11 protein-coding genes, 1 other RNA gene and 2 pseudogenes are annotated in these 18942 nt (G+C 52.4%); 1 reads left to right on the plus strand and 13 read right to left on the minus strand.

Annotation, left to right across the window (positions count from 1 at the left end; translation table 11 throughout):
• Window positions 1-165: 165 nt before the first annotated feature.
• The 5 genes from OPU96_RS12665 to OPU96_RS12685 form a co-directional block, all read right to left on the minus strand.
• Window positions 166-2253 carry an AIPR family protein gene (locus OPU96_RS12665; protein ID WP_498559152.1) on the minus strand — a complete coding sequence of 696 codons (2088 nt, stop codon included), beginning with the start codon at window positions 2251-2253 and terminating at the stop codon, window positions 166-168.
• 17 nt (window positions 2254-2270) lie between these two features.
• On the minus strand, window positions 2271-3203 hold the full coding sequence (locus tag OPU96_RS12670; RefSeq protein WP_498559153.1) for a PD-(D/E)XK motif protein: 933 nt from the start codon (window positions 3201-3203) through the stop codon (window positions 2271-2273).
• Window positions 3193-5934 carry a Z1 domain-containing protein gene (locus tag OPU96_RS12675; RefSeq protein ID WP_498559154.1) on the minus strand — a complete coding sequence of 914 codons (2742 nt, stop codon included), beginning with the start codon at window positions 5932-5934 and terminating at the stop codon, window positions 3193-3195. Before OPU96_RS12675 ends, OPU96_RS12670 begins: the two co-directional genes overlap by 11 nt.
• Complete coding sequence (locus OPU96_RS12680; RefSeq protein WP_498559155.1) at window positions 5931-7397, minus strand: ATP-binding protein; 1467 nt, start codon at window positions 7395-7397, stop codon at window positions 5931-5933. The genes OPU96_RS12675 and OPU96_RS12680 overlap by 4 nt, the downstream gene beginning before the upstream one ends.
• Before the next feature lie 218 nt (window positions 7398-7615).
• Complete coding sequence (locus tag OPU96_RS12685; protein WP_498559156.1) at window positions 7616-9241, minus strand: DNA cytosine methyltransferase; 1626 nt, start codon at window positions 9239-9241, stop codon at window positions 7616-7618.
• Between the two features lie 28 nt (window positions 9242-9269).
• Here OPU96_RS12685 and OPU96_RS12690 point away from each other — a divergent pair, with 28 nt between their 5' ends.
• Complete coding sequence (locus OPU96_RS12690; protein WP_498559157.1) at window positions 9270-9716, plus strand: very short patch repair endonuclease; 447 nt, start codon at window positions 9270-9272, stop codon at window positions 9714-9716.
• 34 nt (window positions 9717-9750) lie between these two features.
• On the opposite strand, the gene OPU96_RS12695 is transcribed toward OPU96_RS12690, so the two are convergent.
• The 8 genes and pseudogenes from OPU96_RS12695 to OPU96_RS12730 all read right to left on the minus strand — a co-directional run bounded on the left by OPU96_RS12695 (window position 9751) and on the right by OPU96_RS12730 (window position 18878).
• Window positions 9751-10062, minus strand: coding sequence for a hypothetical protein (locus tag OPU96_RS12695; RefSeq protein WP_498559158.1), 312 nt, complete (start codon window positions 10060-10062; stop codon window positions 9751-9753).
• Window positions 10059-11038: pseudogene (locus OPU96_RS12700) on the minus strand (integrase domain-containing protein). Before OPU96_RS12700 ends, OPU96_RS12695 begins: the two are co-directional and overlap by 4 nt.
• Entirely contained in the window at window positions 11016-11375 is a 360-nt protein-coding gene (locus OPU96_RS12705) for a hypothetical protein (RefSeq protein ID WP_498559159.1), read from the minus strand. The pseudogene OPU96_RS12700 and the gene OPU96_RS12705 overlap by 23 nt, the downstream one beginning before the upstream one ends.
• Window positions 11359-12756 (minus strand): YfjI family protein, encoded by a 1398-nt coding sequence (locus OPU96_RS12710; RefSeq protein ID WP_498559160.1) that lies wholly within the window; start codon window positions 12754-12756, stop codon window positions 11359-11361. Before OPU96_RS12710 ends, OPU96_RS12705 begins: the two co-directional genes overlap by 17 nt.
• A gap of 953 nt (window positions 12757-13709) precedes the next feature.
• Window positions 13710-14966: pseudogene (locus OPU96_RS12715) on the minus strand (integrase domain-containing protein).
• Window positions 14967-15154: 188 nt separating this feature from the next.
• Window positions 15155-15551, minus strand: a transfer-messenger RNA (tmRNA) gene (gene ssrA, locus OPU96_RS12720).
• Window positions 15552-15652: 101 nt separating this feature from the next.
• Window positions 15653-15931 (minus strand): PA2433 domain-containing protein, encoded by a 279-nt coding sequence (locus tag OPU96_RS12725; protein WP_226455738.1) that lies wholly within the window; start codon window positions 15929-15931, stop codon window positions 15653-15655.
• 136 nt (window positions 15932-16067) lie between these two features.
• Window positions 16068-18878 carry an FAD-binding and (Fe-S)-binding domain-containing protein gene (locus tag OPU96_RS12730; protein ID WP_498559161.1) on the minus strand — a complete coding sequence of 937 codons (2811 nt, stop codon included), beginning with the start codon at window positions 18876-18878 and terminating at the stop codon, window positions 16068-16070.
• Between the last annotated feature and the right edge of the window lie 64 nt (window positions 18879-18942).

The raw sequence follows: 18942 nt of genomic DNA on the forward strand, positions 1-18942 counted from the left end.
GTACACGAACGGTGCTCTCCAGTGTGGCTTCGGCCATCTTAGGGGGGATAAAACTAAGTGGTAATCAAAAAATAGCAGCACATATTTTCAGATATATATGGATTTAAGCGGGCTTAGATAAAAAGGTAAAAGCAGTAGCTCTCCACTTTTACCTTTTTTCTTTATTTAAAGGGCAAGATAGCCATCTTTGATTAGTTCTCCACGTAGCTTCCAAAGTTCGATGCATTGGCGTTCTGTAGGGAGTTTGTGTGGTATTTGTGCGGCGATTTTTAATAGATTTATCTGTCGAGGAGAAAGCTTTTCTTTTTTAACTCCCCAGTTTAATAGTCGAGTCCATTCAGCGCCAGGTAAGTCAACGACCATGATCTGAACTTGAATGCTGTCATCAGTCTTTTGTGTCGATTTGGATTTTTTACCCTCCTCGACAGATTGGCGTACTTCTTGGAGGAATTCATCGGCGTTCGAAACTAATCTTATTTTTGTATCCTTCACCTGCTCCCAACACGCCTGCATTTTTGCCCATTCAGTAACGTTGTCTTTAGGTCTGTCAGGATCGGTTAGCACATGGAAGACTTTTTCTGAAATTATGGACAATTGTTCGCATAGTGATTGTGGGACAGCTTGTGAGTCCCAAATGGTCCTAAAGTTAAGTTGTTTGCCAAGTGCATCTTCAGATATTAAGTTGTGCAGCTTAGCGATTGAGTACGTGACAATGTTCGCTCGGTACCCTCCTTGGTACCACGGTTGCTGACTGACCAAGGCTTCTGTTTTTCTGAAGATTATAGCTAAAGCAACTATCTTACGGAAATATTCTTCATTATAGATCTTGCCATCCGATGTCCATGACTTGGAGATGGTGTCGGCGAAGAATATGAAGTTTTTTTGAGCACCCATGCTTACTCTATGAGGCTGCTCCCGCCAGCTGTTCTCATATTTTGCAACATCAGTCTTTGTGAAGAGCTGACTTTTTGGATTTTGCATTAAGAAATGATTTTTTTGGGCAGTCGATAGTTTTGCTTGCTCATTTAGATATTGGCCGCGAGCTCTCTCATAGAACCAGTGTGTACCATACTGAGCACCGCCGCTTGGTGAGGTAAACAACCTACGGGAAAACTCTTGAAGTCGAATGTGGAACGGATGGTTGGAGAAAAAGTCTGCGTCGCTTACCTTGTTTTGGCTATTCGCGTAACGTGCGATCTCTGGCGTTAACTCACCTGCTTTTTCTGAAGGCAAAACCGAAAGCTTCATTTGCACCATAACTTTCGAGAGGTCCAAGCATTCTTTGCGGGCAGCACCGCCTCTCTTCGCAAACGCTAATGATGCAGTGGTTTGTCCACCATTCACGATTTGCAGGTTAACGGCGCTTCGAATGCGCACGCCGCCCGCATCTTCTTCAAGTTCGACATTTTCAGCAGTAGCTGCAATTCCATTGTTGAAGGCGAAGAACATCTCAGGCTGATTGCGTATAGTGTTTTGAATAGCTGCGTTAACTTTCCCTTTAGTGCTGAGAAAGGTTCGAACGTTCCCTTCAAGCAATCTGCTGCCGTACATGTCGTAAATGTCTGCCAAGGTGTCCCCGGGAATCATACAGAGATAGGCGCTATAGTCCCCATGGGACTCCGCTGCAGCAAGACATTTCAGTCCACTGCTTCCAATTGAGGAGAAATCAACCACAAGATCATCCCGTCCTGTAGCTGATATATAAGCTGAATGGAATCTTCCGATATCCCAGATATGAAACTCGACTGGGGTTCCTCTCACTTGCTCTTCAGGCCAGCCTTTTTGGCGAGTTTTCAGCATGGCGTCGCTGGCGAAATAGAAGCGATATTTAGTTATCTTTGAATGCCAATCCATTAGGTCACATGCAAAACCATGGCCAGGTTGGCTTTCGTCCACGCTACCGTCAGTCAAATTCCCGTCCAATGCTTCCTCTAGGAAGGCTCGCAAATCACCAATTGCAGCCTTGACATCGGAAGTGACGAATGAGGTAACTTCATCTTCATTGAAGAAATCAGCGATTAGTAGCGCCATTGAATTGTCTGCTTCATCAAATGCGTAGCCGTCGATGCGCAGCTTTTTGCGTTTTCCGTTAACACCTTCAAATCTACAAACTTCAAAGGATAGAAGCTCTTCAGCCTCTATGAGTCTATCTCCGCAGTCCTCTACAAAAGCAGTGCGGATAAAGTCGCGTGAAGACTCCGCTTTTGAGCGAACGGCCTCTATAAAATCTTTATGGAAAGTATCAAGATCCATATGAACTGACCCGTGCGCTAGATTTGAAAGGCTGTGCAGTTATTAAGGTTTAGCTTGTATTTTACACTACTAAGACCTGGCGACAAATCTTGCGGTCGGATGCAAGGGAAGCCAGTAACTACTTTATAACGGGAGGTGCTATACAATATCATCACTTGGTTGTCATATTCCGGGTGTGTGGAGTACCCACATCTCAATAGGCAATTTTCAAAGGCTGAGTAAGTTTCGAAGTCTGACTTAAGTGATTTTCGGATGTCGTCAACCAGCTGATTCAGCGTAAAGCCATTAACTGTGCTTTCTGCTCCGCTTCCCAGCTGAACAACAACAAGCTGCAATTCGCGGTAGGTATAATCGAGCTGTCTTTCAGATGCAATCGTCACCTCGTTTACTGATGGCCAGACAGTTTTTACTTCCCAAGCCAGCTTCTCAAATTGGAAATCTTGATCAGCCCGATCAGGCCCCTTCCAGCTTTGAATAGCTGCAGGCGCGCTGATCATTTCAATAAGTGATTTGAGGTGAAGAAGTTCGCCGCTCAAACCCCGGACTTGAGATTCGTTCAAGGTTTCTAGGTTGCCTCTTTCGAACAGCAGGCGCCAGCTAACAATACGCGCTAAAACGAACGGAAGGCCATTAGACTTATCCGAGCATCGGCGTGAAGATGCAATCAAATCTTCACAGAACAATCGAAATAGCTCAAAAAGATCTGGTTTTTCCAAAATGAATAGTAGAGACCATCGGCCATCTTCCCGGAGTACAGTGTGTATTTTCACTGATTGAAGTTCTAAGTCGACGCCGGGATTTTCTTGCGTAATCAACAATAGAGTGAATCGACCCAATGAATCCACACCTGCGTAGAAATCAAGGATGTGCTCCACGTCAACCCTGCGAAATCCTGATCCGACCGCTTCTGCTTTCACTGTGTCCCAAATAAGTTTGATTTTATTCGTCATCATCGTCTTCCTCATCATCGTTGTCATCAATTGAGGAGCTATCCCCGGACAACATATTTCGGAGTTCGACAAGGTTAATACGATAAGCTACACGATGACTGCTGATATCAAGGGATGGAAAGCTTAGGCCTATGGCTACAAGCGCTTCGCAATCGGACGGCAGTTGAAACTTACTTTCTTTTCCCCCTTCGTTTCTGGGCTCAATCAAGTGGATTAGCAATAGCGGTGCCTGTCTAACGGCAGTGTATGCTTTGCCCGGAATTGTTTGGATACCTTTTTTGGCTTCGCTTCTATACCTAATCTCTGCTGCCTCGATTTCAGGCTTTGACAATCCTGCCTTCTCATCGGCCGCTGATCCCACCCGCAGTTTAGTCCCGTTAACAAGCAAGGCTTTTATATTGTCATCAATAGATATCTTGCGGACCCTTCTTTTTACCTCTAACTCTTCTGCGAATTTTATCGAGCTGCCGCTGCCCGTGGGTAAAGCTACATCCCAAAAATCAAGCTTATGGTCGGTGGATTTTTCAATAAAATCAGCCAGGCTAGATGTTTGTAGCTTTACGCTAAGAGGATGATTGATGAAGGCCTTCAGGAATTTTACGACCAGTTGCTTCGGTACGGATCGCCATACGGGGAAGGCGCCATCTTCCATCTTTTTAGAATCAGGACTAGTTGTTACTGATCGTATAAAGCTCTGCGCCTCCTTGTAGTTTGAGGAAACTATCGAGGGGTCTTTTAGTAAACGGGGCGACTCCAAGCTTTCTTCAGTAATAGATATTATCTGGACGATTTCATCTGAGTCCCTCATTTTGTTTCTGGCGGTAATGAGTAAAGACTCAGGGTGAGATCTCACGCGAAGCCCAAAATCGATTGGTTTGAGGCGAGAGTTCTGCATTCGACGCACTTCGTTACGAAGCTCGTCAGTGGCCTCTGAAATATGTGCATACCAATCTGCTGTTTCTTCAGTCATCCAGATTTTACATAGATCTTCGTAACCGGATCGATAGCCGAACCACCTTCCCATTTGAAGTAAAGCATCATACATTTGAGTTGTTCTGTAGAAGTAACTAATACACAACCCTTCGAGCGTCAAACCACGCGCTAGGCTGTTGCCACCAACTGCTACTACCCTCAAGCCGTGTTCCTTGTAGGCGGTATAATCTAAGCTGGCCGGCCCGCTTTTTTGGTTTACTGCAGTAGTTTGAATCGGCATCGTAGAAGCTGAAAGTTGGGCTTGGACCTGCTGCCACGTTATTTCTACGTTGGAGAAGTTTCTCTGAAATTCGTTGTGTAGAGATTTAATGGAACTATTACGTATGGCTTCATCGAAAGGTAGGGAAGCGTAATTTCGAATGTCTCCCTGCATCAGCCGGACTTCATGATCGAGGATGTCTCGGACTTGATTTTGTATCAAGGTGAAGTGACTAACGTTTACTAGCATGGATCTATGCTTTGGCATCCCAACACGAATGTCCATTAGCGTGTTAACTAAGAAGAAGCATGTGACCGCATCTTTAAGCGATGACGGGACGCCCTCCACCACGCTGTCAGAGGCCTGTCCGCGCGGAAAGTACTCCTCGGCATCATCGATAACGTTTAAACACTTTAGGTCGGAGTTTTCGCCAAAAATGCGGCTTGCCCCAACATAATTTGTAGGCGCGTCTAATGTGTAAATAAAATCGCGAGGGAATAGATCGTCACCCTCGACATTATTCGTTGTTTCAGGGTTGATGAATACGTTGGCAAACGGAGTTGCGGTAAACCCTACATAACTGGATCTCGGGAAAACTTTCAGCAGTCCACGGATCCCCGCATTTATAGCAGTTGCCTTTTTGGGGTTTGTATTGATAGAGGCATTGTCCGCCTCGTCATCAATAAGCAGAAGGGGGATGTCTATGTTTCCGCCGGAGCCAGCATTATAATTAACCAGCCACTCCACCAGGTTTTCGAGGATTCGCTTGTTTTTCTTAACTACAAGAAGAACAGGCTCTCTGTAGTCGTTTAACCTAAATCCAAGTTGGTTTACCATTGCCGCCCGGAAATCTACTACTGTAGACGTAAAGACACCCGCTGAGCGTGCACCATTGATTAATCCAACGCCAATTTCTTTGCGATGGCGCTTCCGGTTGTTTACGACGCCCGAGCTATCCAGTCCTACAAACCCAGAGTCTAAACGTTCCTGAGTTTGTCTTCTCAAACTTTCTAGCGTCCCTGTCAACAGAATTACTAATTTGTACCCCGCATCTGCCGCCTTGCAAATCAAACCTGTATAGTTAGAGGTTTTCCCCGACTGCACGTCGCCCATTACTAAACCTCGGCGCGGCCATCCTGTGCGACCTGATGGATCTCCCATCAAATCTAGGATCTCATCCGTTACCTTATCTAGCGAGTTAACAACTTTGGGGCCCCAACCCTGCTTCAAAAGATCGGTTTGGTAGCGACTCCAATAAAATGGTTCGATTGCAGCTTTTTTAGCTCTCAGCCAAGGATTGTGTTCATCATAAACACAGTCCCCCAATCCCATGTCAACTGTGAGCGCTTCATGAAGCTTCTTAATAACTACTTCGAACTCGTCGTCCGTGACAGTGTAGGGCGGTATACTTCTTAGAGTGGACGCCAAGTCAAAGATGGCCCCTTCGGTTGGAACTCCATCAACTGTTAGGGCTGTGATAACGCCTAATTCCAAGCGACGAGCATTCGCTGACAGTACCATCCTTGACGTCTCACTCACGAGTTATATTCCTCAACAATTTTCTTTGTTAGTTCTGGATATAGATTAAATGGTTCTATTAAATGAAGCGATATTAGCAGTTGCCTTCTAACCGGCGAATCTGCTGGCATATTTACTATAATTGTCGAAATCATATCGTTGATATTTTCGACCGCACTGTCACTTGCGAAATCAGGTCGGACGTCGCTTGCCATACGGTTGTACAAGGCATCCGCAGGGAATGAGCTCTCAATAACCCCTAAAACTAGGTTGAGTCGTGCTCTTCCTTCTTTGTCAAGAGATTTTGAGAACTCTGAAATTAGTGGGTGGTTTCGATTTACATCGAATCTAACACCTGATCGATCGAGAACTTCGTTCCAGCCAGGGGCGACATCAGAGTCAGAGATTTTGCGACCCTTAAAAGCGATCGTTCTGCCGCTGACGGATCTGATTCTGTCCACTGTGCGTTTTAAGTTTTGCCGAACCAACTCAGGCGGATGAGCGGCCGATTTTTTTATATCTAAAGTCCAAAGGTGATCAAGTGTGTTGGGGATATCCACCCGTACTCGCGCAAGCTTACTTAGCTCGTCTTTTCTTGCTAGGCGAAACCAAGTTCCCCAAATTATCAGTCTTCTATTTCTATATATATAGAATCCCTGCTGGCTTCGAAAGCCTTCGCTCCCGCCGATTAGCTGTACATCATTGCTACTAAGTTTGCTCATATGCGGCAAAATAAAAGGTTTGACTACGACCCTTTTGCCTTCGACGGAAAACTTCTCCTCGTCCAGAGGCTGAGTAGCTTTATGATTGGCCAAGAAAGGATCAAACGGAACAATTGCAGAACCGTTGAGAGCCATTGATATTTTTAGCTTGCTCCCTTCTTTTGTTAGGAAGCGATGGAAAACAAGTGATAGATGCTCGCGGGCCGCAAGCATTTTTGTTCCCAATGCGTTTTCTGGATCTGCTTCCCCAACAAGCAATTTGTCGAGTTCTTGCCACAGTACCATCGTTCCTGATTTTTTACTTTCTAGCTGACTAAAGTGAGGTAAGGCTTGGCAGTCTGAAAGTTCAAGCTGAAGCATGACCCAAGCGCCTTTTTCGATAACTACATCGAGATCCCAACAAAATGCGTTGATATCATCATCTTGTTTGGAAATGACAGTCATCCGGCGACATTGTGATATGGAGGCTGTCTTGAGCCCTAAGCCATACCGACCCATATCGTCTTCCCCCCTCTCTAAAAGAGGGTTTTTGCTGCCGTGTCGCATTGCGCTCTGCAATACCTCATGCGACATTCCTTTTCCGTCATCTATTATCGCGATGTAAGGGTTGTCAGTAGGGCGGAACTCGATGTGGATCTCTTTGGCATGGGCGGAAATACTATTATCAATTAAGTCCGCCAACGCCGAATCCAAGGTGTAGCCAATTGACCGCATTGATTCGAGCAGTGACGCTGCGTGGGGAGGGTGCTGAACCTCTATCATCGCACCAGTCTCCTAGTACAAAAGGTAACCAAGACTCTCTCCAACAACATTCCTACCCCCCAAGGGCTCGCGTTGATTTTCTACAGTCCCTCTACCGTGGGACATAAGCCGCAGACGGCAGGGCGTGACATCTATTGGCCACTATTCGTTGCATAAAACTGGTTATGATGCAAGCCTCATTTCCAGCCTCCACTGCTTTGGACCTGCCTAGTCATCACTTAGATGATCATCGAATCCACTACTCCAGCATGCTCCGGACTTATAGCCCCGCCCTTAATTATACGCTCTACTAGTTTGGCAATTTTACTTGCAAGAAGAGGTGGGACGGCATTCCCAACTTGATGGTATTGCTGCGTGCGATTGCCTAGGAAAAAATAATTATCTGGGAAAGTTTGCAATCTAGCTGCTTCCCTAACAGTCAAGCTGCGACATTGATTAGGGTCATAATGGATGAAGTAATGGCCATCTTTCGATATATGGCTTGTTATCGTTGAGGAGTACTGGTTGTTAAGTTGTACTCTAAAGCGATCGCTAAATTTACCGCTTTCCCAGTTTTTATGGTCAGGAGCCAATCCGGGAAGATTGAATTCTTGATGACCCTTTGGAGAGACATGGTGAGCCTGTGCGAAGACGGAGGCATATACATATCGCTTGAGATCTGCACTCATGTGGCTTCGAGCTTCATGGTTGAGCCAGACGTTTAACCTGTCGTCTGTAAACCACGAATCCAAATCGCCCGATTTTGTTTTGCCACTCCAAGAGTTTGTCTTTCTTACTCTCAATCCGCCATTATTCAACCGGCCTCCCGAAAATGAATCTCGGAAGATTTTAAGGTTCATCTCTAAGTTTGGATCCTGCTTTCCAGAGGAAATCAGGTCTGCATATAATGTGTCCAGGTGATTTAAAACTTCACTGCACCACTTGTCTGGAGTGTCGCTTCCCCTCGACAGCGTACTTCGTAGAGGCGGAAGGTTTCCGATTACGTCTCCAACTGTAACTGGTTCGGCAGTTTCAAGCTTGTGCTCGTTTACCTCACCAATGTAATCTTGTGAAACACCGATCAAAATGACCCGGTGGCGACCTTGCGGAATGCCATATTCTTCAGCGCGTATTACAAAGTTGCTAAAGTCAATTGAATCTGGCGACATTCCTGATTCGTATATGTCATCAGAGACCAAGGAGCAGATTTTATATTTCGTACCACATCCGCCTTTGATACCTAATGCGGCATCAGGGTCAGCTAAGTCTTGGAGTATTTGTGGGAATATTTGAGTGCCGCTAACCTTAGAGGAAAGAATCCCTTTGACATTTTCCATTACAAATACTGCAGGGCGCTTGCTCTGAATTATCCGAAGATACTCCCGGTAGAGGAAGTGGCGGTGGTCATCTTCCGCTTTGTATTCTGCATTTCCCTTGTTGCGTGCTCGTCCAACTATTGAATAAGCTTGGCAAGGGGGACCACCAATCAATACCCAAGGTTTACTGGTATCTAGTCTCGCTTCTAGGATGCGGTCTAGCTCGGCATTCCCCTCCGCACTCCCTAGTTTAATTTGGCGGGCCTCTTTATCGGCATGCTGCCATTCTTTGGCGCTGTTCGAAGTCCAAGGTTGTGATGCCCCACCCGTCTCGCAGTAGTAATAGTAGTCGTCAAGGGCTGCTGGATTGTTTTTTTTCAGCGATCGATAAAATGCACGGAGTCTTAGCGTAGATCGAGCGAACGGGTCCATTTCTGCTGAGACTAATACATCAAAGCTTCTGCCCTCATTGAGTGAAGAGAAACCTTCACCAAGGCCGCCAGGGCCAGCGAAGAGATCCACGACCTGTAAAGGGTTGTTACAATTCATGAGCTACATCTGCCAAAGGTAAACGAAAGTGGATGTTGTAGATAAAGCGACCAGATCTCGGATGATGGCTGCGATAGCCGGCAAAAATACACAACCTGAGCTCGCATTGCGCCGTTTCCTTCATGCTTTGGGCTATCGTTTTCGCCTGCACCGCAAGGACCTCCCTGGCAAGCCTGACATTGTAATGCCCAAGCTCCGGACCTGTATATTTGTACACGGATGTTTTTGGCATCGACATGTTGGATGTCAATACGCTACTACACCTAAGACTCGGAGCGAATTCTGGGCGGCAAAATTTTCAAGGAACGTTGAGAGAGACCTCGAAAATGTACAGGCGCTGGAGGCCAAAGGCTGGACGGTCATGGTTGTGTGGGAGTGCGAGATCAAGCAAGGCGGGGGGCGCTTGTCTGATCTACATGAGGCCCTACAAGTGAAGGAGTTGTCCGCTGCCTCAGTGAGGCCTCGCTGTACGTAATGTTGGCGCCGACTGGACAGGGTGATCGTGACTTCTACGGCCGTCGACGGCAGGAGCGCTTGCCATTTGATCGATCTGTCAGCAACCGCGCAGTCCCTAGCCGCTTACTGATTAGTAAAGCGGTGAGTTTGTAGTAGTACTGGCTTGCGCTTGAGTGGTCCTTCAGAAAGTGAGTCAAAAACCAGCGCATATGCTTTCGCTGCCAAGTCCAAGGGGTGTTTCGTTGCCAGCGCTCTTGGATCGCCGCGTGCATGATTTGAGCTTGTCGGAGGTGCCTTTGCTGCGTGCTCTTCGAGCCGCACTGAACGCCGATCAAGAACAACGTCATATCAAAGGATTTGCTCATGACCGGCCACCGATGTAGGCCGAAACCACATCGAGCCGGTTATGTCCGAGCTCAAGACTGATTTGTAGGCGTGCCTGTTGATCAAGGTCGGGGTCGATTCGATAGCAGTGGCCGCCATTGACTGGGGCTGCATAGCCTGTGAAATGCTCGTAGCGTTTGCAAGCGTAGGCGGCGCGCAATTCATGAAACCCCTTTAGCTTGTGCCTATGCAGAATTTTGCGGGCAGGGCGCACCGTCATTTGCAGGAACGCGGCGTAGTTTTCTTCTGGGGCCAGCAGGTTACGGCTGCCCCTCGGTGATGCATTTCTTGCGAAAAGGATTGCCTCGTTTACCTCATTGTTGGCAGCAATCCACCGCGGCGCTGATGCCCCAGAGCGGCCGCCTTTGGTGCCGTCTTGGATATTATACGACCCAAGTGCTTGGCCTCATGGTGCAAGCGTGACAGGTCCGCTAGGATCGCTTCGCGCAGGCGCATGCCGGTTGCTCTGGCCAACAGGGCAATCGCGGCCACTCGCTCGTACTGCTGTTCACGCAATACCTGCAGCACGCGCTGTACCTGTTGATGGTCTTGGCCAGCTGGAGCTTGGGAGCGTACGTGGGAGCGCTGCTGCCCTAATGCCTGGCTCGGGCTGATGACTCTCACTTCCTGATCACCGCGCAGCGCGGCAAGGGTGCGGTTGACGCTGCTCAGGCGATTTTGCGCGGTAGCGATGCATAATTCGCCTTGCTGGAACTGCTGACGCAGGTATGCGACGTAGTCCTGGAACGTCTGTTGATCAATTTGGCGCGCGTCGTTGTAACCGGGGCCGCACTCTGGCCGGCACCAGTCTACGAGTGCTTGCCAGCGATCGATATGCGCTTTGACCGTGGCGAAGTGGCCGCCGGCGAACATGTCCCCTAGTGCCTGCCGACCGGCATAGCTCAATTGGCGACCATAGCCAAAGTTGCGACCATCACGCCGACCGACCAGCGCCATTGTCTTCACCTTGATCGTTGGTTTGTAGGTGCAGCAGCAGGGCTTTCCAGTGGGCGCTGACGCTGTCCAACTGTACCCAGTGTGCCGGGCGGATGAGAAGGGCGTTTTCGCTGTGTTGCAGCAAGGCCCCGTCTTCTTGCAACTGCTCGATGAGCCGAGCGAGGTCGATTGACTCAGATGTTGGAGCGGCGACAGCGGCGACACTGGCGACAACCCCCGCCGCATCTGGATTGGCACGTGGCGACAAAGTGGTGGCAGTGGCAGCGACACGCAGTAACTCGGTCGGCGAGCAATGTTGCGCCCGATAGCGGCGCACGGCGTCATTGAGGCGGAACATGGCGCACCTCGAATATGTCCCCGTCATTGTCCAGCCAGTTGTGGGCAACCAGCTGCAGCAATAACTCGAAAGTGTGCCGCGTGCTTTTACGGGCAAAGCGAGGGCCGTTGCGCGTGAGATCGCGGAGGCGAAACGGTGGCCAGTTCTTCTTTATCAACCAGCGCAGCAGGCAATCAGCCTCTGCGCGAAGCTTATTCAGTGGTTCCTGTTCAGTCAGGCGTTGGCTCTCGGCCAGGTAGTAATCCATCAGCGTGGACGCGCGCTGAATGTGCATGTCTTCCAATACAGTCGATTCCTCAACCACCGCCATCACACCAGCCATACGTAGTACGTTCGCGGCCGCTTTGCTCGCTGCAGCTTGGACGTTGATCAGCTCGCCGAACTCCCCTGACTCGCATTCAATGGTGTCGTGAATGGCAATCCATGCATCACGGGCGCGTGGGCTCAACTCTATGACCGCAGGTGTGAGGCCACCATCTGTATGCCGTGACCAAGGCTTCTTCATGAGCGCGGCAATGCACTGCTGGTATAGGTGAACCTTTGGATCTCGGGTCAGGTCGACGGCTTTGTACAGTCGTTGTCCAACTAGACGCTCTGGCCAACTGATCAGACAGCGTCCCAGGATGCCCTGGTCTTTGAGATCAGCGTCCTGCAGCAAGCGGTCTGCCAGGCGGGGTTGAAGCATCAAGTGCATGCTGAGGCGGCGATCATAGGCACGCAGACTTTCTCCAGTCATCGAGCGCGACCGATCAACCGGACTACCGTCCCACAGCGTCGACAAGTGAGTGATCGCCTTGATCATGTTGTCCTTGCTCATGGTGCTGCCGCCCAAAAACTGCCCGCCCTCATCGCTGAACAGCCCCATGCTGGGCAAACCGTGGCACAGGCTTTTGACCATGCCCTCAATGGTCGGCTCAGCAGTGAGCAGTCTTGGTTGGACAGGTTCAGGTCGGGCGTCCAGCGCTAGCTGTGCTGACTTTTTCGAGGTCGTTGACTTCGCGGTGAGGCTCATTGCAGCTCGGTGCGCCTTGAGCTGTTCGCTATAGGCGATCCACTGCTGTCTTTCCCAGTCGCGTGCGGCCTGCAGTGCAATATGGTCCACCGCGCTTTTGCGATCACCCGAGCAAGCCACCGTCAGCAAGTACAGCGACAACGGATAGATTCGTCCGTCGAGGTGAACATTGACGTGCGCCTGGCTCGCCAAAGCTGCCGTGGCTAGAACAGATTGCGCGGCCATGGCACAGGGCACGCCGATCACATCGGCCATGCGCGCTACGGCCGGCCGCAAAAGATCGCCCAGCGCCGCGACCGGGTAGGGTAGGGGCGTAATCTGCTGTTCCAACAAGGGGTGTGGTGGCCCTTGGACTTCGCGCAGTTGCATAGCCTTCCTCCATAAATTACCGATCTATCCCTCACGTCATCCCGCCAAGAATGTTGAGTGTTATCAGGGATCAAGGCCCCTGCGACCTGTGAGGGTGTCCACTGACGCGGGACTGGCGGCTCCTTGCGACCAGGAGCAAGGGCATCTCATGATCTGGCCTCCTGAACACCGTTACTGGTGGGCGGGTGGAGGCTGCATTGGCTGACGAGACCAGTGCCGCGAGATCCTGAGCCAGCTGCAAGCAGCACTGCGATGACCGGGGCATGCCTGACTGTCAGTCAGGTGCAGTCCATTCCCTGGTCTGCGGCACCATCATCTACAGCGCTGTTGCTGGTGACATCGGCGTTTGTCACGCCGATTGTCACGAGGGGAATTGCCGTAAAGCGCTGTGCGATGAGGGCTGCAGTAGTGGTAGGAGCGCCCGTCTCTTTTCTGGAAAAAGAGACGGGCGAACGGTTGGCGCAAAACGTCGGCCGAGCAGGTTCGTTGCTGCAGGGCTAAAGGGTTAGCGGGCGGCCGCACTAGGCGGATTGTTTAGAGGGCGTCCGTCATTCTGGCGAATGACCGTGCGAGCCTCTGGGCGCGAATCGCACTTTGGGATGAACCACCGGGTTAGCGGCATGACCTTGAAGGCTCTGGTTATCTGGGGTGCTGCCTAAGGCGCGCTTTGAATCTTCGTTCTATCGGTCACCGCGGCACGGGTCAATTGGTGAAGGGCACATGGAAATGCGCCAGATTCCTCCTCTGGCGTGCTTTGGAAGTCGGTGGGTGTCAGTGGCAAAGTGGCCGTTTGTCGCTTTTCTAGTGTTAGCCCGTGAGCGTGGGGATGCGAAGCCTCCCATGCTCAGGGGCTTAGCCGGAGAAGCCAAAATCGAGGCGAGTTGGCGACTGTCGCCATCCGCTCAGACGGCAAGGATGTAGATTGCACGCGGTCTGTCGCCAGTGTCTCCGCCCTATCGGATGGGTACTACGTTCCGATCCCTGGCCACATTCATCGCGCTGGCCGAGAGATTGGTCGTCGACGCCTTCAGAATGTACTCGCTCCACCAGGCCATCATCGGCCGTCGTCGCTCGATGTAGTCGGCTCGGTTGTAGGCACTGCGCACCTCATCCTTGTCGGCGTGCGCCAACGCCACTTCGATGAGCTCCGGGTCCCACCCATGTTCATTCAATATGGTGCTGGCCATCGAGCGCATGCCGTGGCTGACCAGGCGGTCTTGGAAGCCCATGCGTTTCAATGCCATGTTGGCGGTCTGGCTATTGGCATGAGTACGAGGGTTTCGGTCCGCCGGGAAGACGTATTCCCGATGACCACTGTGAGGCTTCAGTATCTCCAGCAATGACATGGCTTGATCGCTCAACGGGATGCTGTGCGGGCGGCGCTTCTTCATCCGCTCCGGTGGGATGGTCCAGACACGCCTTTCGAAGTCGATGTCTGACCAGCGAGTGGTTGCCGCCTCGGCAGGGCGAGTCATGGTGTGCAACTGCCATTCGATCAGGCAGCGGGTTGTGCGCTTGATGCTGGCGTTCGCTATTTCCAGCATGAGCTCGGGAAGCTCCTCAGGTGGAAGCGCGGCCATGTTCTCTTTCTTCGGCTTCTTGAACACTGCCCGAATACCGCTGAGGGGGTTCGCGAAGATCATTCCCGAATTGACCCCGTAGGTCATAATCTCGTTGAGCCGTTGGCTAAGCCGCTTCACAGTTTCCAGGCTGCCTTTCGCCTCAATAGGACGAAGGAGCTTGATCACCATCGGGGCGCCGACTTCCGAGATTGGTGTCGATTTCATGCTAGGGAAAACGTGCAGCGTGAGTGAGCGCCAGATGTCCTCGGCATAGGCTGGCGTGACCGAGTCCTTCTTCAGCCCAAACCAGGCGGTTGCCACTTTCTCGAACGTATGTTACGTCTCGGCTAGCTTGGCCTGCGTGAGCTCGTTGCGCTGAGCTTTGGGATCGATGCCCTGCGCTAGTATTTCTCTGGCTTCAACGGCTTTCCTCCGAGCTTGCGCTAGAGAAATCTCGGGATACGAGCCAAGCGCCATGTTGATTCGGTTCTTAGTAACCGGGTGCCTGTAGTTAAAATTCCACTGCATCGAGCGGTTGACCCGGACGCGAAGCTGTAGGCCGTCACCGTCGGTCAGAACATAGTCCTTGTCTTTGGGTTTGACCGCCTTGAGCTGACGGTCCGAGAGTCGGGCTGTTTGGGCACACATGGGATGAGCTCCATGAGACCTTTTGGTATTCCCAAGATTAGTCCCAGGTAGCCGGGAATACCACTGGGAATACCGAGAGGGCTGGAACTCAAAAAACCGTTGTGGCTCTCAAAAGCGCTACAAGTCTTTGATTTCACTGAATTACAGGCACAAAAAAAGACGTCCGTGGACGTCTTTAGATGTTGAAGTGGTGGAGCCGGGGGGATTTGAACCCCCGTCCGCCAGTACTCCGCTGTCGGTACTACATGCGTAGCCGTTTCTATTAAGTTAACCCTCAGCGACCCGAAGGGCAGGGTGCTTTGGGCGAGTTGTGTAAGTTTTAGCCGCTTCGTCCACAACGTACTGCACGGCGATTCTGTTCTATATGACAATCACTTTGGGTTTACAGACATCCCCTGGTGATTGCTGGACCCGAAGGTACCAGAAGCTCAGGGCTAAGGCTGCTTACGCAGCGAGAGCGAATTCCTGGCCGTAGTTTTCGTCATTGGCAACTATAAGAAGTTGCAACAGTGGATTTACGAGTTCTGTTACCAACTCGGCATGCACCTAAAGTTTCGCGACCGGCGTCGAATCCTAAACGGCCCCGTGCTTGTAACTCGTTGTTTCATAGTGAGTGACAAGCCTGTGCAGTGTACGCCAAACAGCGCGGGAAGGCCAACCCGAAGGTTGGCCTCACGGCTGTGGGATTATTTACCGCCTTTGTCGAGGTCTTGCAGGTCTTGCAGCGCCTTGCTGGTGATCTCGATGCACTTTTTCTCATCGCCGGCAGCGTGGGCGGCTTTGGCCTGGGCGACGGCGGTGTCGATTTCGCCGCTTTTACCGCTGGAGTCGGTGGCGAGCAGCGCTTTGCCGTTGTTGATTTTGTTGAGGTTGATCTCGCAGAGGTCTTTGTCACCGGCGGCGAAAACAGGGGAGGCCAGCATCGCAGCGGTGATGAACAAGCCAGCAAGAGCGGAACGCTTCATAGGGTATCTCCTCGCAAATAGGGCTCGACGCTGCTGGCGTTCAACGGCTGCCAGCGACATCACTGATGAGCCTCGTTCGCCGAGGCCTATCTAGATGACTACGCGGGTGCGCGGGGGTTCTGTTTTTTTTGTCGGATCAATGGGCGCGTGCCTGTGTGACACGATCCACGAGGTACACGAGGCCGTGGTAATCGATACCGCCATGCTGGCTCAGGCCGATCTCGCAGGTGCGGCTGGTGGAGATGCCTTCACTGCAATGTTGCACCGCGTCTTTGAGGGAGCGCAGTGAGTGGGCGTTGAGTTGCGGCGTGGTAAAGCCCTTGTCGCCGGCAAAGCCGCAGCAATGGATGCCTTCCGGGATGACCACCGTGTTGGAGCAGCGTCGGGCCAGGTCGATCAGCGCTTGGCTTTCGCCCAGGTGTTGGGTGCTGCAGGTGACATGCACGGCGATCGGTGCGTCTTGCGGCGTGAAGTCGAGGCGGTCCATCAAGTGGGTGCGGATAAAACGCACCGGATCGTAAAGGTCCAGGCGTGTTTCGCCGAGGTCTTGCACCAGGCGCAGGGTGCATGGGCTGGTGTCGCAATAGATCGGGTCGAGCCCGCCACGGCTGGCGTGGAGCAGGGCGCCAATGAGTTCCTGACGTTTGTGTTCGGCTTGTTCGGCGTAGCCTTTGGAGGCGAAGGGCTGGCCGCAGCACAGGCTGTCCTGGTTGTCGGGGAAGACGACCTGGTAACCGGCTTTTTCCAGCAGGCCGCGGGTTTTGTCGTACAGCGACATCTGCTCTTTATCCCCAGCTGCCGGGCCCATGGTGCGTGAGACGCAGGCCGCGAGATAGACCACGCGTGGCCGCTCGTCGGTCACCGGCGGACTGAAGCGGATAGCCTTTTCCGGCTGCGGCATGGCGTTGGTCCATTGTGGGATTTGCCCCTTGGACAGCTTGGTCACCGTGGCCGACAGTTTCGCCAGGCGCGGGGCGCCCAACAGCATGCGTGCGCCATTGGCCACGTGCAGGGTAAAGCGCGCGCCTTGCAGTGCGGTGGCGAAATGGGTGGCGAGCCATTCGGCGGTTTTCGTGCGGTCGGCGTCGCGACTACGCAGCTTTTTCACCAGGTCGCCGGTGTTGATTCCTACAGGGCAGCGCTGGGCGCACAGGCCGGTGGCAGCGCAGGTTTCGATGCCTTGGTAGTGGTAGGCCGCTTCCAGTTCGGTGGTGTCGACGCCAGCGCGCTTCTTCGCCTGGATGTCGCGCCAGATCACGATGCGCTGGCGCGGGCTCAGCGTCAGCCCTTTGGACGGGCACACCGGCTCGCAGAAGCCGCACTCGATGCACTTATCCACAAGCTCGTCGGCGGCGGGCAGCGGTTTGAGGTGTTTGAGGTGGATCTGCGGGTCTTCGCTGAGTACCACGTCCGGGTTGAGGATGCCGTTGGGGTCGAGCAGGCGCTTGAGTTGCCACATCAACTGATAGGCATCGCTGCCCCATTCCAGTTCGACAAACGGTGCCATGTTGCGACCCGTGCCGTGCTCGGCTTTCAGCGAGCCGCCGAATTCCACGGCCACTAACTGGGCGACGTCATCCATGAACGCTTGATAGCGTGCGACTTCTTGCGCACTGTTGAAGCCTTGGGTGAATACAAAGTGCAGATTGCCTTCCAGAGCGTGTCCGAAAAGGATGGCTTCATCGTAGTGATGTTTGTCGAACAGTTCGATCAAGCGGTTCACACCGATGGCCAGCTGTTCGACCGGGAAGGTTACGTCCTCGATGATCACTGTAGTGCCGGTTTTGCGCACGGCACCCACTGCTGGGAAGGTGTCTTTGCGGATCGCCCACAGACGGGCGTTCTCCACGGGGTCTTCGGTAAAGTCGACCTGTTTTTCCACCGCAAATGCGGACAGGGACGCCATGATCAATGCCAATTGCTCGTGCAGCAGTGACGGCGAAGCGGCGCGGGATTCGATCAGCAGCGCGCAGGCATTTTCCGATAGGTGTTGTACGAAAGCAGGCATGCCCGGTTTGTTCTGTACCGAGCGCATGCTGCGCCGGTCCAGCAGTTCAACGGCTGAAACCGGTTGGGTTTTCAGTACCGTTACCGCGTTGCAGCAGGTTTCCACATCCGGGAACACAATCAGCGCCGAGGCTTTGTTCGGATGGTCGACCACTGTGTCGTAGGTTACTGCGCTGATAAAGCCCAGGGTGCCCTCGGAGCCCACCAGCAGGTGGCTGAGGATGTCCAGCGGCTCGTCGAAATCCACCAGGGCGTTGAGTGACAGGCCGGTGGTGTTTTTCAGACGGTATTTGTGGCGGATCTTAGCCGCCAATTCAGCGTTTGCCCGCGTCTCGCGCCCCAGTGTCGCCAGGCGCTCAAGCAGTGGGCCGTGTTGTTCACGAAAGGCCGCGATGCTGCTTGCGTCTTCGGTATCCAGGCGGCTGCCGTCAGCGAGTACCAGGCGGATGCCTGCGAGGGTGTGATAGGTGTTTTGCGCCGTGCCGCAGCACATGCCGCTGGCGTTGTTGGCAACGATGCCACCAATTTTGCAGGCGTTGATCGACGCCGGGTCCGGCCCGATCTTGCGCCCGAATGGTGCCAGCCACGCGTTGGCCTGGGCGCCGATGACGCCAGGTTGCAGGCGGATTTGCGTGCCTTGCCCGCGAATCTCGCGGCCGTTCCAGTTGTCGCCCAATACGATCAGCACGGAGTCGCTGATGGCTTGCCCGGACAGGCTGGTGCCGGCTGCGCGGAAAGTGACGGGTACGTGGTCGCGTTGGGCCAGTTGAAGCAGTGCGACGACTTCGTCTTCTGACTCCACGCGGATAACCAGCTGTGGGATCAGTCGGTAAAAGCTGGCGTCAGTGCCGAAGGCGAGGGTGGAAAGTGGGTCGTCGAAGCGTCGATCCTGTGGGATCAGCTGTGCGACATCGCGCAGAAAAGCAGCAGGCAGGCTCATCGGTCCTCCAGAAATAGCTGACGCCGGAACCGTGGTCCGGCGTCGGTTCTTACTCTATTGCGTG

Source organism: Pseudomonas sp. RP-B7 (assembly GCF_059803535.1).